This window comes from Sphingopyxis sp. (assembly GCF_050725655.1).
Lineage (GTDB): Bacteria > Pseudomonadota > Alphaproteobacteria > Sphingomonadales > Sphingomonadaceae > Sphingopyxis.
Genome location: NZ_JBOHHT010000027.1, coordinates 1 through 14,921 on the forward strand (window position 1 = coordinate 1; position 14,921 = coordinate 14,921).

12 protein-coding genes are annotated in these 14,921 nt (G+C 65.6%); 4 read left to right on the forward strand and 8 right to left on the reverse strand.

Features of this window, described 5'->3' with window-relative positions; all coding sequences use genetic code 11:
* The first annotated feature begins 185 nt into the window (after positions 1-185).
* The 3 genes from ACREBX_RS03325 to ACREBX_RS03335 all read left to right on the forward strand — a co-directional run bounded on the left by ACREBX_RS03325 (position 186) and on the right by ACREBX_RS03335 (position 3,807).
* Complete coding sequence (locus tag ACREBX_RS03325; RefSeq protein WP_431560336.1) at positions 186-1,694, forward strand: YifB family Mg chelatase-like AAA ATPase; 1,509 nt, start codon at positions 186-188, stop codon at positions 1,692-1,694.
* Positions 1,694-1,987: a DUF1905 domain-containing protein gene (locus tag ACREBX_RS03330; RefSeq protein WP_431560337.1), complete on the forward strand. Its 294-nt coding sequence runs from the start codon at positions 1,694-1,696 to the stop codon at positions 1,985-1,987. The genes ACREBX_RS03325 and ACREBX_RS03330 overlap by 1 nt, the downstream gene beginning before the upstream one ends.
* Positions 1,988-2,049: 62 nt before the next feature.
* A complete protein-coding gene (locus tag ACREBX_RS03335) occupies positions 2,050-3,807 on the forward strand; it encodes a diguanylate cyclase domain-containing protein (RefSeq protein ID WP_431560338.1) in 1,758 nt (585 codons plus the stop codon).
* 45 nt (positions 3,808-3,852) lie between these two features.
* Here the strand turns inward: ACREBX_RS03335 and ACREBX_RS03340 are convergent, their stop codons facing one another.
* Both ACREBX_RS03340 and ACREBX_RS03345 read right to left on the reverse strand, forming a co-directional pair.
* Positions 3,853-4,233 (reverse strand): bactofilin family protein, encoded by a 381-nt coding sequence (locus ACREBX_RS03340; RefSeq protein ID WP_431560363.1) that lies wholly within the window; start codon positions 4,231-4,233, stop codon positions 3,853-3,855.
* 1 nt (position 4,234) lies between these two features.
* Positions 4,235-5,452: a M23 family metallopeptidase gene (locus ACREBX_RS03345; protein ID WP_431560339.1), complete on the reverse strand. Its 1,218-nt coding sequence runs from the start codon at positions 5,450-5,452 to the stop codon at positions 4,235-4,237.
* A 240-nt stretch (positions 5,453-5,692) separates the two neighbouring features.
* On the opposite strand from ACREBX_RS03345, the gene ACREBX_RS03350 reads away from it, so the two are divergent.
* Complete coding sequence (locus ACREBX_RS03350) at positions 5,693-7,090, forward strand: methyltransferase family protein (RefSeq protein WP_431560340.1); 1,398 nt, start codon at positions 5,693-5,695, stop codon at positions 7,088-7,090.
* Positions 7,091-7,241: 151 nt separating this feature from the next.
* Here ACREBX_RS03350 and ACREBX_RS03355 read toward each other — a convergent pair whose 3' ends face one another.
* The 6 genes from ACREBX_RS03355 to ACREBX_RS03380 all read right to left on the reverse strand — a co-directional run bounded on the left by ACREBX_RS03355 (position 7,242) and on the right by ACREBX_RS03380 (position 14,751).
* Entirely contained in the window at positions 7,242-9,509 is a 2,268-nt protein-coding gene (locus ACREBX_RS03355; protein WP_431560341.1) for a TonB-dependent receptor, read from the reverse strand.
* A gap of 248 nt (positions 9,510-9,757) precedes the next feature.
* Positions 9,758-11,143 carry a glutamate--cysteine ligase gene (locus ACREBX_RS03360; protein WP_431560342.1) on the reverse strand — a complete coding sequence of 462 codons (1,386 nt, stop codon included), beginning with the start codon at positions 11,141-11,143 and terminating at the stop codon, positions 9,758-9,760.
* Between the two features lie 53 nt (positions 11,144-11,196).
* On the reverse strand, positions 11,197-11,496 hold the full coding sequence (locus ACREBX_RS03365) for a hypothetical protein (protein ID WP_431560343.1): 300 nt from the start codon (positions 11,494-11,496) through the stop codon (positions 11,197-11,199).
* Positions 11,394-11,930, reverse strand: a complete 537-nt coding sequence (locus ACREBX_RS03370) for a hypothetical protein (RefSeq protein WP_431560344.1) — start codon at positions 11,928-11,930, stop codon at positions 11,394-11,396. The genes ACREBX_RS03365 and ACREBX_RS03370 overlap by 103 nt, the downstream gene beginning before the upstream one ends.
* Positions 11,930-13,840: a proprotein convertase P-domain-containing protein gene (locus tag ACREBX_RS03375; RefSeq protein WP_431560345.1), complete on the reverse strand. Its 1,911-nt coding sequence runs from the start codon at positions 13,838-13,840 to the stop codon at positions 11,930-11,932. Before ACREBX_RS03375 ends, ACREBX_RS03370 begins: the two co-directional genes overlap by 1 nt.
* Before the next feature lie 161 nt (positions 13,841-14,001).
* Complete coding sequence (locus ACREBX_RS03380) at positions 14,002-14,751, reverse strand: 16S rRNA (uracil(1498)-N(3))-methyltransferase (RefSeq protein ID WP_431560346.1); 750 nt, start codon at positions 14,749-14,751, stop codon at positions 14,002-14,004.
* Positions 14,752-14,921 lie beyond the last annotated feature (170 nt).

Consider the following 14,921-nt stretch of genomic DNA (forward strand, 5'->3'; position numbering starts at 1 on the left):
GAAGGGAACCGATTCGTCGTCATGCGAATCTACATACCGACTGGTTGGTATGTTGTCAACTCGGCGGAAACATCCGCGATGTGCGCCACGATCGAGAAGTTGCGAAAAGACTCGACCTTCCCGCCACTTCGCCTAAACAGGGCGTCGGAACAAAGGGGGCACATCGGTGCTGTTCCGGGGGGAATATGGTCGCAGTCGTTTCAACCACTGCCTATCTTGGCATCGACGCGCGCGGGGTCGAGGTGCAGTGCCAGATCACCCCCGGCGTTCCGCGCTTCGTCGTCGTCGGCCTGCCCGACAAGGCGGTCGGCGAAAGCCGCGAGCGCGTCCGCGCCGCGATCGCCGCGATCGGCCTGTCGCTCCCGCCCAAGGTCATCACCGTCAACCTGTCGCCCGCCGACCTGCCGAAAGAGGGGTCGCATTACGACCTGCCGATCGCGCTTGCGCTGCTCGGCGCGATGGGAGTGATCGATCCCGAGACGCTCGCCTCCTATGTGGTCGTCGGCGAACTCGGGCTCGACGGGCGGGTGGCGCCGTCGCCCGGCGTGCTGCTTGCGGCGATCCATGCGGGCAGTGCCGGGCTCGGGTTGATATGCCCCGCGGCGCAGGGACCCGAGGCGGCGTGGGCGGGCAATGTCGAAGTGCTCGGTGCGCCCGACCTCCTCTCGCTGCTCAATCATTTCAAGGGGACATCGCTGTTGGCGCCGCCGGTGCCGGGCGAGGTCGAGGCGCCGGTCCGCACGGCGGACCTGCGCCAGGTAAAGGGGCAGGAGACCGCCAAGCGCGCGCTCGAAATCGCCGCCGCCGGCGCGCATAATCTGATGATGTCGGGGCCGCCGGGTGCGGGCAAGTCGCTGATGGCGGCGTGCATGCCGGGCATCCTGCCCGACCTCACCCCGGCCGAAGCACTCGAAGTATCGATGATCGCGTCGGTTGCCGGGAACCTCGAGGGCGGGCGCCTTGTCCGCGCACGGCCGTTCCGCAGCCCCCATCATTCGGCATCGATGCCCGCGCTCGTCGGCGGCGGGCTGCGCGTGCGGCCGGGCGAGGTCAGCCTCGCGCATCTCGGCGTACTCTTTCTCGACGAATTGCCCGAATTCCAGCGCGGCGTACTCGACTCGCTCCGCCAGCCGCTCGAAACCGGCGAGGTCAGCGTCGCGCGCGCCAACGCGCATGTCACCTTTCCCGCGCGCGTCCAACTGGTCGCGGCGATGAACCCGTGCCGCTGCGGCCATCTCGGCGATCCGGCGCTCGCGTGCAGTCGTGCGCCGCGCTGCGCCGCCGATTATCAGGCAAAGCTGTCGGGGCCTTTGCTCGACCGCATCGATCTGCACGTCGAGGTGCAGGCGGTGAGCGCGGCCGACCTCGTGCTGCCGCCGCCGGCCGAGGGGAGCGCCGAGGTTGCAGCCCGCGTCGCAGCGGCGCGTGCGGTGCAGACCGTACGCTATGCGACGCACAAGGCGCGAACCAATGCCGAGATCGACGGCGAGCTGCTCGAAGCCGTCGCGACCCCCGACGAAGCGGGGCGCAAACTGCTTGCGCAGGCGGCCGAGGCGATGCGGCTGTCGGCGCGCGGCTATACGCGAATCCTGCGCGTCGCGCGGACGATCGCCGATCTGGCGGGCAGCGACGATGTCGGGCGCATCCACATCGCCGAAGCGCTCAGTTATCGGCGGCAGGCCCCGAGGAACTGATGGAGGAGATCGTTTTCGAGGCGGAGATCGTCGAATGGCGCGGGCCGGCACCCTTTCTTTTCGCGCCTGTCCCGGGCGAGCATGTCGGTGCCGTCCGCTATGCAGCAATGACCGAGAGCTATGGCTGGGGCGTCGTGCCCGTGGTGGCGACGATCGGGAAAACGGCGTTCGCGACGTCGCTTTTCCCGCGCGACGGGACCTATCTGCTGCCGATCAAGGTCGCGGTCCAGAGATCCGAAGCCGTGGGTCTTGGCGACCGGATCGCGGTCCGGATGCGTGCCGGCCGCCCCTAGGCTCGCGCGACTCTTCCGATGATGATAAACATTTTCGAACATATTGATGCGATGGGGTAGGGATGATCGCGGCGGTACATCTTCTGGCGCACCTGTGCGGCCGGCTGGGGCTCGGCATTGCCATCCTCGCGCTCGCGCTGTGGGCGGGGCCGGCGGCGGCGGTGACACTCGATGTCGATCGCGACCTTTGCCATGCGCAGAGCGGCATGGCAGCGCGCGACAGCATCCTGCCCACGCTTCGCTTTTCGTGCAGCGGATCGCCCGCGAACTATCAGCAGGGCAGCCTTTGGCTTCGTGCGTCGCCGGGCGGTCCGGGCGCCCGGCGCGGCGATGTGGCGCTGATGGTCCATCAGTCGCGCTTCGACCGGCTCGCCGTCGCCTTTTCCTATGCCGACGGCGCGACGCGCTGGCAGCAGGTGCGGGCAGGCGATTTTGGAGCGCATTGGCGCACCGGAGGGCAGATCCTGTTCGAAGCGCCCGAGCGCAATGTAGCGTTGATCGCGGTGACAATGCGCTTCGATCGCCTGTCCGGCCATCAATTCATCCACGCGCGGATCATACCGAAAGCCGAGGCGGGGATGCAGTCGGCGGGCATGGCAGCCGCGATCGGCGCGGCGCTCACGCTGCTGCTCGTCAGCTGCATCTACAGCCTGTCGCTCGCCTTTGCCGTCCGCCGCCAATATCTGGCGTGGCAGGCGGCCTGGTCGGGCACGATGCTGCTATGGGGCGCGCTCTGGTCGCAGGTCCATCTGGCGCTCGTACCGGGGTTGGCCGGGACGGTGACGACCCAAATCTGCACCTTCCTGTCCTGCCTTGCCATCGCGCTCGCGACGGTCAGCGCGGTGATGGCGGTCGACTGCGGAAGGGTGCCGAAGTGGCTTCGGACCTGCGCGCTCGTCCTCGGGCTGGGGGTCGGGCTCGCCGGTATCCCGTTGGCGCTGATACGCGGCAGCAGTCTAGGGCCGCTCGCCGACGTGCTGGGGTTGGTCGTCCTCACCGATCTGGCGGCGGTGACCGTCTATCTTGGCTGGGCGTGGCGACGCGGATCGGTCGAGGCACGCGATTTCCTTGCGGCGTGGGGGCTGCCGATGGCGATGCTGGCGGTTATCCATGTCATCGATGTCGAGGATGGTTTCTGGGGCGGCGGATCGAAGCTGCTGGTTCTCGTCGCCGCGACCTGGCAGGCGCTGTGGCTGGCGGCGGCGGCGACGCGGCGGCTCGGCCATCTGCGCATCGAACGCGACCATGCGCGCACCGCCGCAGCGAAGGCGCAGCAACTCGCGCGGCGCGACCCGCTGACCGGGCTGCCAAATCGGCGCGGTTTTGTGGAGAGCGTCACGCCGCTGCTCGAGCGCGCGCGCGCGGACAATCTGCCGGCGGCGCTGCTCGTCGTCGACATCGATCGTTTCAAGTCGATCAACGACATATACGGCCATGACGCGGGCGACGTGGTGCTGTGCGGTATCGCGCGCCGGATCGAGCGCTGGGAGGGGCCGATGTGCACCGTCGCCCGGCTCGGCGGCGAGGAGTTCGGGTTGCTGACGATCGGGATGGAAGGGATCATTCTCGGGCGCTTCGCCGAAAGCATCCGGCGCGGGATCGCGGCGTGCGATCACAGCGAGACGGTCGGTGAGCGGCTGGTCACCGCCAGCGTCGGGGTCGCCGAGGTGCGCCCGGCGTGCGATTTCCAGCAGTTATACCGGCTCGCCGACGAAGCGCTCTATGATGCGAAGCGCGGCGGCCGCAACAAGGTGGTCGTCCAGCGGCATTATGACATGCCGGGACGCGCGCGGGATCGCGAGGCTGCGATATCGAATTAAAGGCCGCGCGGGCGCGGCCTTTAATCAGAAGCCGGCCGACGTGGACTAGTTGGAGACGACTTCGAGCGGGGGCGGGGCTTTCGCCGCAGCGGCGCCGTGGCGGCGGTGGCTCAGCTTGCCCTCGACTTTGCCGCCATTTTCGATCGTGATGTTTTCATAAACGACATCGCCGGTGATACGCGCGGTCGCGTGGACGATCAACGTCTTGGCCTCGATCGCACCGTCGAGCAGGCCCGCGATCTTTGCCGTCTCGGCGACCACCGAGCCCTTGATCTCGCTCGCCTCGCCCTGGACGAGGTTCGCGCATTTCAGGTCGCCATCGATCTTGCCGTCGACATGCAGGTCGACGCTGGCGGCAACATTGCCGGTGACGACGACGTCCGATCCGAGGATCGAAAAGGTCGTGTGACGCGCGCCCGTCGCCATCTTAGCGGGCACCACGGGCGGCAGCGACGGAACCGACTCGCTGCCTTGCGTCGTCTTTGACTTCGAGAACATCGGCTTTGGCCTCCAGGAAGCGGCGCGGGTTGACCGCGACGCCATTCAAACGGACTTCGAAATGCAGGTGGCTGCCGGTCGAACGGCCGGTCGAGCCCATTTTGGCGATCTGCTGCCCTGCGGCAACCTGTGCGCCGACGGTTGAGGTAAAGCCCGACAAGTGGGCGTAACGGGTCAGGATGCCCTGGCCGTGATCGACCTCGACGACATTGCCGTAACCCGATTTCTGCCCGACATAGACGACGCGGCCAGGGGCTGCGGCGAGGATCGGGGTGCCCATCGGGCCGGGGAAATCGAGCCCCGAGTGCATCGCGCCGGCGCCGGTGAAGGGATCGCTGCGGTAACCGAAGCTGGACGAGAGCATCAGCACATTCGCGGGCTGCCCCGACGGGATCGCGACGAGCGTACGTTCGAGCACTTCCATGCGGAACAGCGCGCTTTCGAGCGCGGCGAACGACTTGCCGAGCGAGCTCGCGCGGCCGGTGTGGCCGCTATAGGGGATGAACGGACCACCGCGGCCGGCCGCGGCGTTGCGAACGAGCGCTGCGGGATTCATGCCGAGCTTGGCGACGGCGCCTTCGGCCTTCGCCGCGCGTTCGTTGACGGCGGTCAACAAACGCGTGGCGAAATCTTCCTGCCGCGCTTCGAGGCGGGCGAGAATTTGCGCTTCGGGCGACAGGTTCGGGTCGATCACCTCAAGCAATGTGGTCTTGAGCGGCGCCTTTTCGGCAGCCGGAGCCACGCCTTCGGCGCCAATCTCGGGTGTCACGGCCGCGGGCTCGACGCCGAAGTGGACCTTCGACCATTCCTCGAGCTGTTCCTGCCGGTCTTCGAGATCGGCGGCGATTTCGGCGACATTGTCGCGATATTTGGCGATGCGCGCTTCGGACGCCACGGCGGCGGCCTGCTGCTGCGCAACCGCGGCGCGCTCACCCGAGCTGAGCAACTGGTTGACGAGCACGGCCAGCGTCGCGCCGGCCCATGCGAGCAACACGATGCCGGCGATCAGCGCGACGCGCTTTTGCCAAACGGCGCTGACACGCACAAATCGGACATGCCCGTGCGTGCGAACGAAGATTTCATGGTCCTGAAACAGCGCAGAAAACCGCTGGCGCAAATCGCGCAGACCCGGTGTTTTCGATAACAAGTGGCGACCCCATCTTGTGTTTTATTGGAGCCCTCCGCCCCGATTGATGCGCGCTGTATCAGGCCGGTTGCACGGGCGCGAATCTTTGGAGGGCGACTCGGGCCGAGTCGAAATTTTCGTGCGGTGAACGGTGTCAAACGACCAGAACGCCGCCATTTTGGCAGGAAAACCCCTGCGAATCGGCAAATGCGATTGACGGCTTGCTTACCATTTTCGGGTAACGCTAAGCGGGTGAATATCATGGCGAAATCTGCTCCATCCGACGCCCACGAATCGGCAAGCGCTCCGACCGCGTCGGCAGGCGTCCGGCCGCGTTCGGCGGTGAGCGCCGGGGTGGGCATCGTCGGCCTCGCTGGTTTGGTGAGCTATTTGTTGATCGCGCGCTTCGCGCCCGACATCGCGGCCTTCCTCGGGGTCGACTGGGGAACACGGGGAGCGATGAACGGCCCGAATTCGGCGATCGCGAGCGTGCTGGCCTGCGGCTTGCCGATGGTGCTGTGGTCGGTCCTTGTCGACAAGGTGCACCGCAATCCGTCGACCGGGATCGACTGGGCGCAGCGCCGTCCGTGGCGCGAGACGCTCGACATCAGCCTGACCAAGCTCGCCGGGCTGTGGGCGACCTGGGGGCTGATCGCACTGACCTATGCGACGATGCGCTATTATTGGGAGGGCAATTATGCCTTTTCGATGAACCTTCTTGAGACCGTCGCGCCTTGGCTGCTGCTCGTGTCGGTGCCCTACATGCTGTGGCTCGACCGCCGCATGGTCGAACCGCGCGACGGCTGTTACCAGTTCGGGCGCTGGCTGATCGCGCCGGGTCAGCCCGTCGACGGCCGCGCGCTCGGCCACCATCTGCGCGCCTGGGCGGTGAAGGGCTTTTTTACCGCCTTCATGCTGTCGATCGTTCCGGGCAATTTTTCGGCGCTGGTCACGGTGCCGATGAGCGAGGTGCTCGCCAATCCCTATATGACGGGGCTGTGGGCGATCAATTTCCTCTATCTGATCGACGTCCATATCGCGACGGTCGGCTATATTCTGACGCTGAAGCCGCTCGACGCGCATATCCGCACCGCGAACCCCTATGGCATGGCGTGGGTCGCCGCGCTGGTTTGTTATCCGCCTTTCATCCTGATGAACGGCGGCCCGCTCGATTATCAGATCAACGGGTCGGACTGGGGCTATTGGCTGCAGGGGCACGCGGGTCTTTTGATCGCATGGGGCGTCGTGCTCGTGCTGCTCACCGCGATCTACAGCTGGGCCACGATGGCGTTCGGCATCCGCTTTTCGAACCTGACGCACCGCGGCATCATCACCCACGGCCCCTATGCCTTCACGCGGCACCCGGCCTATATTTCGAAGAACCTCAGCTGGTGGGTCGGCTCGCTGCCCTTCCTCGTCACTGCGGGCGGCTGGGTCGAGGGCGCGCGCAACGTCGTTCTGCTCGGGCTCGTCAGCGGCGTCTATTACTGGCGCGCCAAGACCGAGGAGAAGCATCTCCTCGCCGATCCCGCCTATGTCGCATACTGGAACTGGGCGCAGGAGCATGCGCTGATCCCGCGCTTCTTTGCGAAGCTGACGGGGCGGGCGCGTCCGCTCATCCGGCTGGAACCCGACGAACGCGCCGGGCCGGTGGCCTGATCCTTTGATCCTCCCTGTGGCGAAGTCATGGGGAGGTGGCAGCGGCTTTAACCGCTGACGGAGGGGCTTTACGCGACGTCGCCGCCCCTCCCACCGCTTCGCGGCGGTCCCCCTCCCCACGGCTTCGCCGCAGGGAGGATTGAGCCGGTCATCAGAATTTGAAGCCCGCCTCGATGCCATAGATGCGGGGTTCGTTGACGTAGCTCGTCAGGTTGTTGAAATCGATGCCGCCTGTCGGCGATTCATCATTGGTGATGTTGCGCACGAAACCCGCGATGTCGAAGCGGTCGGTCTTGTAACCGACGCGAACGCCGCCCTCGAGCAGCTTGTCGTCCGAAAATTCGACCGAGCGATAGAGGAAGAACTGCACCTTCGAGCGGTAATACCAATCGGTGAAGGCATAGATCGCGCCGTCACCGACGGGGATTTCATATCCCGCGGTCCAGTTGAGCGTCCATTTCGGCGACTGCGGCAGCTGGTTGCCGTCGATCGAGAAGATGCCGGGGCTGCCGGGGCGCGCCGGGTTGAGCACCGTGCACGGCGTCGCCGAGCCGCAGCCCGCGACGAAGGCGTTGGCATCGTCGATTTCGGCAACGTTCCACGCGCCGCCGACCGAGAAAGTCAGACCCTTGGCGGGCGCGGCCTGCAGCTCGGCCTCGATGCCGTGACCCTTGGCGTCGACGTTGAGCAGGCTGGCGACATTCGACGTGCCGCCCACCGCGGTCAGCTGCAGATCCTTGGTGTCGAAGAAATAGCCGGTGAGGTTGAAGCGGACGCGATTGTCGAGGAAGGCGGTCTTGATACCGGCTTCGTAGGACATCGTCTCTTCCTGATCGGCGGTCGAGATCGTGCGCGAGAAGGTCAGGCGGCCCTGCACCGACGGGGCGCGATAGCCGCGTGCGACACGGGCGTAGAGGGTCAGTGCGTCCGATGCTTCATAGGTCGCGCTGGCGTCCCACGTCAGCAGCTTGCCCTTGACCCGCGCGGCCTGCGGCGGGACCGGGGTGTTCGGGTTGACGACGAAGTCGGGGCGCGTTTCGACCGGACGCGACGCGACGAAATCGCGCGTGTCGTGGTTGTAGCGCGCGCCAGCCTGGAACTTCAGGCCATTGTCGAATGCATAATTGACCGAACCGAAGAGGCCGTAAGCTTCGCTGTCCTGACGCTGGATCGCGACCGCCGACGGCGTCGCGTCGGTCGGGCCGCCGAACTCGAAGCTCGAAATGTCGAGCTTTTCGTCGAAGTAGAAGGCACCGAACTGGTATCCGAGGCCGCCGCTGTTGTTCGACGCGATGCGGATTTCCTGCGTGAACTGATCGAGGCTGGGGACGTTATCCTGGCTCTGCGCCTGGAACGGGATGAGCCCCGGACCCGACACGGGCAGGAAGGCCGCGCCGAAGCCGCCATCGATGTCGCCGCGGCTGCGGAAATTGCCGTTCCAGTAGGAGGTGATCGAATAAGCCGTCACCGGCCCGAAATCATATTCGAGGTTCAGCCCGGCGTTATAGGTGTTGAGCTTCTGGAAATTCAGCCCGTCCTGATACACCTCGTCGCGCTTGAATTCGGTGCCCGCGCCGCCGAGGCCGACGAGCTTGTTGCTGCCCGGAAGCTGCGTGTTGGCGCGGAAGATGATCGCCGACCCGTCATAAATGCGGACCTGCCCGGTCACGCGCCCGGTGAAGGGGCCGTTTTCATACTGGAGCTGGAGGCGCGCGGCGATGTCGTCATAGCCGCCGAGATCATTCTTCTTTGTGGTCGCGACATTGTCGACCCAATTGTCGCGGTGCTGGAACAGCGTCGAAAGGCGAACCGAGAAGCCATTGTCGTCGGCGGCGCCCGCCGCGACTTCGACCTGCGTCGTGCCGTAGCGGCCATAGCTGGCGCGGGCATAGCCGCCGGTCTTGCCGGGCTTGACGGTGTCGAACTTGACGATGCCCGCCGGCGTGTTGCGGCCGAACAGCGTGCCCTGCGGCCCGCGCAGCACTTCGATGCGGTCGAGGTCAAAGATCGGGAAGCCCTTGAGGATCGGGTTTTCCAGGACGACATCGTCATAGACGACGCTGACCGGCTGTGACGCGTTAAGGTCGAAGTCGGTGTTGCCGAGCCCGCGGATATAGAAGCGCGGGAAGGTGCGGCCGAACGAGCTTTCGATGTTGAGGCTGGGGACGCGGCCCGCGAGCACGCGCACGTCCGAACCGGTCGAGGTGATCGCGTCGAGCGTGTTGCCCGACAGCACGCTGACCGCGACGGGCACATCCTGCAGGCTTTCTTCGCGGCGCTGCGCGGTAACGACGATGTCGCCGAGGCCGCTGTCTTCGGCGGCAGGAGCGGGGGCTGCGTCCTGCGCGGCGGCGGGGGCGGCCCAGGCCGCGGTGGCAAGGGCGACGCTTATAGCAATAGTGGAAGGAAAGTGGCGCATGGCGAGCTTCCTGAAACAGAGTTGACGATGGGAGAGTGGAAAAACCAGAGGCTCTTTGGCTTTCCGCGCGCGCGCAATCAATCGCGGAAGCGCGCGCCGCTGACTTTCGTGTCAGCAGTGTTGCGCAATTGCTGCACTTTTGCGGGCCAGTCGGGCAACTGTAATCGACCGCGCGTGACGCCATCCATCATCGTCACCCCGGACGAACGGGGATAAAGACCGCGCTCAACCAAATTCGGGTGCTGCTTTTAGAAGCTCAGCTCGTCGTAGATCTTCGAAAGATCGCCGCCCCACGGACCTTCGTAGCGGTCGAGCAGGTCGTGCGCAGGCGACTTGCCGTTCTTGGCGATGCGGCGGAGGGGTTCGAGGAAGCCGACTTCGTTATCGCCCATCGAATTGACCTCGCCGCGCGCGGCGAGGCCGACAGCGGCGATGTCGAGGACGCGGTGCGCGAGTTCGCCCACGGTGCCGCCGCCGGGAGCCGGGGCGTCGAGACCCTCGCTCGGCACGGCGTCACGGAGCGTCTGCTGTTCCTCGATGCTCCAGCCCTTGACGAGATCCCACGCGGCGTCGAGCGCGCCCTGATCATAGAGCAGGCCGACCCAGAGCGCGGGAAGCGCGCAGATGCGGTTCCAAGGGCCGCCGTCGGCGCCGCGCATTTCGAGGAAGCTCTTCAAACGCACTTCGGGGAAGGCGGTCGAGAGATGGTCGTTCCAGTCGGAGATCCGCGGTTTCTCGCCGGGCAATGCGGGAAGCTCGCCCTTCAGGAAGTCGCGGAAGCTCTGCCCCGCGGCGTCGATATATTTGCCGTCGCGGAAGACGAAATACATCGGTACGTCGAGCATATAGTCGACATAGCGTTCATAGCCGAAGCCCTGATCGAACACGAAGGGCAGCATGCCGGTGCGCGCCGGGTCGGTGTCGGTCCAGATATGGCTGCGGTACGACATATAGCCGTTCGGCCGCCCTTCCGTGAAAGGCGAGGAGGCGAAGAGCGCGGTCGCAATCGGCTGGAGCGCGAGCGAAACGCGGAACTTCTGCACCATGTCGGCTTCGCTCGAATAATCGAGGTTGGTCTGGATGGTGCAGGTGCGCAGCATCATGTCGAGGCCCATCGTGCCGACGCGCGGCATATGGTCGAGCATGATCTTGTAGCGCCCCTTGGGCATGATGGGCAGCTCGGCGCGCGTCTTGTCGGGCCACATGCCGACACCCAGGAAACCGAGGCCGAGTTCGGCGCCGACTTCCTTCACCTGCTTCAAATGGCGGCCGGTTTCGGCGCAGGTCTGGTGGAGATTTTCGAGCGGAGCGCCCGAGAGTTCGAGCTGGCCCGCGGGTTCGAGGCTGACGGTGCCGTCGCTGCCCGCGAGCGCGATGACCCTACCGTTTTCTGGGCCGCCCTCGATCACCGGTTCCCAGCCGAAGCGGGTGAGCGCCATCAGGAGGTCATGGATTCCGCCGGGCTCGTCGTAGGAGGGCGCGCGGTGGTCGGCGGTGCGATAGACGAATTTTTCGTGCTCGGTGCCGATGCGCCAGCGGTCCTTGGGCTTTTCGCCCTTGATCATGGGGACCGCGAGCTGGTCGCGGCTTTCGACGATGGGATCGTTGCTGTCCGAGGCGGTTCGCGTGCTCATATCGCGCCATTATACGGTTCGGTACAGAAAGCAATCCGACTGTTGATAGCGCGCTATTTGACGCGAGCGCGCAGGTTGATCGTGAAGCTCGATCCCGCCGCCATCGCCCTCTTCGGACGGACACGGACATGGGTGATATTGGCGTCGACCCCATTGGTGTCGGCGACCGGCGCATAGGTCCAGCTGGCACCGCCATTGTTCGAAAATTCAAGGTCGTCCGCGGTGCTGGACAGGCTGGTGAAGCCGTAGGTCAGCCCGCTGCCGCCCGGCGTGAACAGGATCGGGCCGGGGCCGGGAGCGTAAGTGCCGACGAAGAGGCTGAGGTTCGCCGGAATCGCGTCGGTGAAGACCACGCTACCCGCCGTCGGATCTGCACGCCCGAGCTGTTCGCGATCTGGAAACGCGCGGTCTGCGTCGCGGGGCCGCCCGAGCGGGCGCGATGGGCAAAGGTCGAGCCGATCGTCTCGCCGTTGACCATGCAGATATTCTGATGGAGAGCGCCGGGAACATTGGCGTTCATTTCGGCGAAGACCGATCCGGCAAAGGCGGGGACACCCTGGAAATTGCCGTCCCACAGCTCGATCTCGCCCGACGCCGAGTCCCAGCCGGTTACCGATCCGTTCGCATGGATTTCATAATTGGCGGCGCCTGGCCCTTGCGGGTCATTCAATTCGAACGACGGGTTGACGATGACGCGCTGCGCCTGCGCTGGCGCGGCCGCCATCGATCCGGCGATGACGAGCAGGGCGCACAGACGTGCGAAACCGGTTCGGGGGTGTTTGGCCATCAGTTGATCGTCACATCGAAGGCGATCGCCATCATGCTCGCGGGCGCCAGTGTTGGCGTGGTCGCGGCGACCGTTGTGCCGCCGGTCGATGCGCCAAAGGGATCGCTTTCGTCGGCGCCGCTGGCGTTGTCGTCCTCGACCGTCGTCGCGCCGGCGCAACTCGTTCCGCTGCGCAGCGAACCCGCGGCGAAGGTCGTGCTTGCGGGCAGCGCATCGGCGATGTTGATGCCCGTTGCGGTGCCGCTACCATTGTTGGTGACAAGGATACAGTACCGCATCGTCGCGCCCGGGATCGCTTTTGGATCGGTCGTGCCGTTGGTCGGGTCGCTGACGATGCTGCTGGTCTTGGCGATCGTCAGATTGGTGGTCGGGCGGCAGAATAGGATGTCGTGTATCGCGGCGCCCTGTTGTCCCGGGTCGGTCGGGGCGAGGCTGTGGCTGCCATAGGTGATGGTGATCGTGTCGACCGGCGCGGCAAAGGTCACCACGACATTGCCGTTCGCGCTGCCATCGGCCGAGGTCGCATCGCCATAGGCGCTGTTGCCGATGACATAATTGCTGACCCCGTTGGTCAAGCTCGGCGTCACCGGCGCGCCGTTGAAGCTGCCCGTCACGGTCAGACGGTCGGCGAATTGCCCCGCCGCGTAATCGATGTCGAACACGCGAAATTGCATGCCGGGAACCGCGGTCGGCAGCGCGATCGTCGAAGTGATGGCGCCGGCCTGGCTAGTGAAATCCGCGATCTCGAAGATCGAAAACTGGGCGGGCGAAAAGCCGCCGGTGACGACATTCTGACGCGTCGGCGACTGGCCGCCATAGGTCGCATTGTTCAGGAATGCGCCGCCGCTGATGCCGATGTTCAAATTCATCGTGCCGATCGCGGTCAGGGCGTAATTGCCGCTGGTCGTGCCCGCGGCCCAGGTGACGCCGTCCCAGTCGTGCACGGTGGTGCCGACGGGACAGACGAGCGTCGGCGGCGTTCCTGCGGCGCGGGTGCCCGATACGGTAAAGCTGGCTGCGTCATAATCATCCTCGCCCGCAGCGCCGTTGCCGGGGGTCGAATCGAAGTCGAAGGCCGCCGACGCGCTGACCTCTGCGACATTGGTGACGCTTGCACCCGCGGAGGCGGTGACGGCGCCGGTGATCGTCAGTGTTCGCGTTGTTCCGGGCGGGATGCTGCCCACCGTCCACACACCGGTTGTGCTATTGTAACTGCCGAAACCCGCCGCACTGGTGAAGGCGAAGCCTGCGGGCAGCACATCCTGCACCGTCACGCCGGTCGCAGTCAGCGCCGAGCCGCTCGCGTTGGTCACGCTCAATATATAGTCGATGCTGGCCCCGGACGCGGGCGATGCGTTGCTCACCGATTTGGTGAGCGACAGGTCGGCGGACGGTGCGATCGGCACCGTGACGAGCGTCAGGTCGGTGCGCGTGAAATTGCCGCTGTCGCTGCCCAGCGAGTCGCAGATCGTCAGCTGCCACGTGCCCGCCGAACCCTGGCCGTTGAAGCTCGCCAGCGACCCCTCGGGTCGGAAGCTGCGCTGATAGGGCGGGGCCGTGGCCATATTGTCGTTCGTGCTGTGCGTCGTGATGCTCGCGGCCGCGCTGTCGTCGAACAGGACGTTGAGATTGTCCGCCGAGGTGCCGATATTGGTGATCAGATTGACCACAGTGCCGGCCGGCGACACAAGGGTCGCGCGGACATCGCCGCGGTATGTATGCGTGAATTGCACCCCGACCTTCACATCGGTGATCTGCGCATTGGCGGCGACGGTGAAACCCCGCACCATCGGACTGGCGCATGTGGTCGCGGTTTCGCTGATCGTGCCGGTGGTCGTGTTGCTGTAGGTGGTGGTCGTCTGTGCGGCGGCGGGATTGCTGGCAAGCGTCAACGCCAGCCAGACGAGCATGAGACATACTCGCACAGACTGCAAACACTGGCCCCCATGCCAGCGGTATCGGCTCTGGTCCCGCCGTTGCATGGAGCCGCTATGGCCGGTGCGTAGCTAATATCCGGTTAAAATCGGTGACTTGACGGCGATTCTGTGCGGCAACGGGACGGATTAGGGGTTCAGGCGCCCGTCAGCCAATCGCCATTCTGCGCCATCCAGACGCTGACGGCGGCGATCGCCGCGGTTTCGGCGCGCAGGATACGCGGGCCGAGCGTGATGCGGCGGACGGCGGGGCTGGCGATCAGCAGCTCGCGCTCGCGCGCCGTAAAGCCGCCCTCGGGACCGGTAAGGATCGCCGCGGGAGCCGGGGCATCGACGCCGGCCAGCGGCGCGCCGCCGGCCTCATCGGCGAACATCAGGGTGCGCCCCGTCGGCCAGTCCTTCAAGAGCAGGGCCAGTTTGACGGGTTCGGCGAGCGTCGGAAGCGCGGTGCGCCCGCATTGTTCGCATGCCTCGACGATCTGAGCCTCGAGCCGCTCGCGCTTGACGCGCTCGACGATCGTGCGTTCGGTGATGACCGGCTGCAGGCGGCTGACTCCGAGCTCGGTCGCCTTTTCGATAATCCAGTCGAGCCGCGCTTTCTTGACCGGTGCAAAGCACAGCCAGAGGTCGGGAACTCGGTCGATCGCCTTCGTCTGCCGCTCGATGCGCAGCGTCAGCGAGCGTTTCGCGGCATCGGCGACGACCGCGAGCCATTCGCCGCTGATATTGTCGAACAGCAGGATCGGGTCGCCCGCCTTCATCCGCATCACATTGAGCAGATAATGTGCGGCGGGGCCGTCGATCATGGGGGCGGCATCCAGCCCCAGCGGCAAATCGACAAACAGACGGGGCGTGCTGGCGGGCGGCCAGGCAGGAGTCGCGGGCATGCCAAGTCGATAACAGAAGGCGATATTTTGTGCATCCTTTGCCGTGAGGCGATGAAGCTTGTCCCGATCCGGGTCAGAACCGCCGATCCGGACCGATCGACCCGCTCCCGATTAGCGTTTTGGTAAGCAGTCATCCCCTAGGTGCGAGGATACCAGCGGCCCATCTAGTG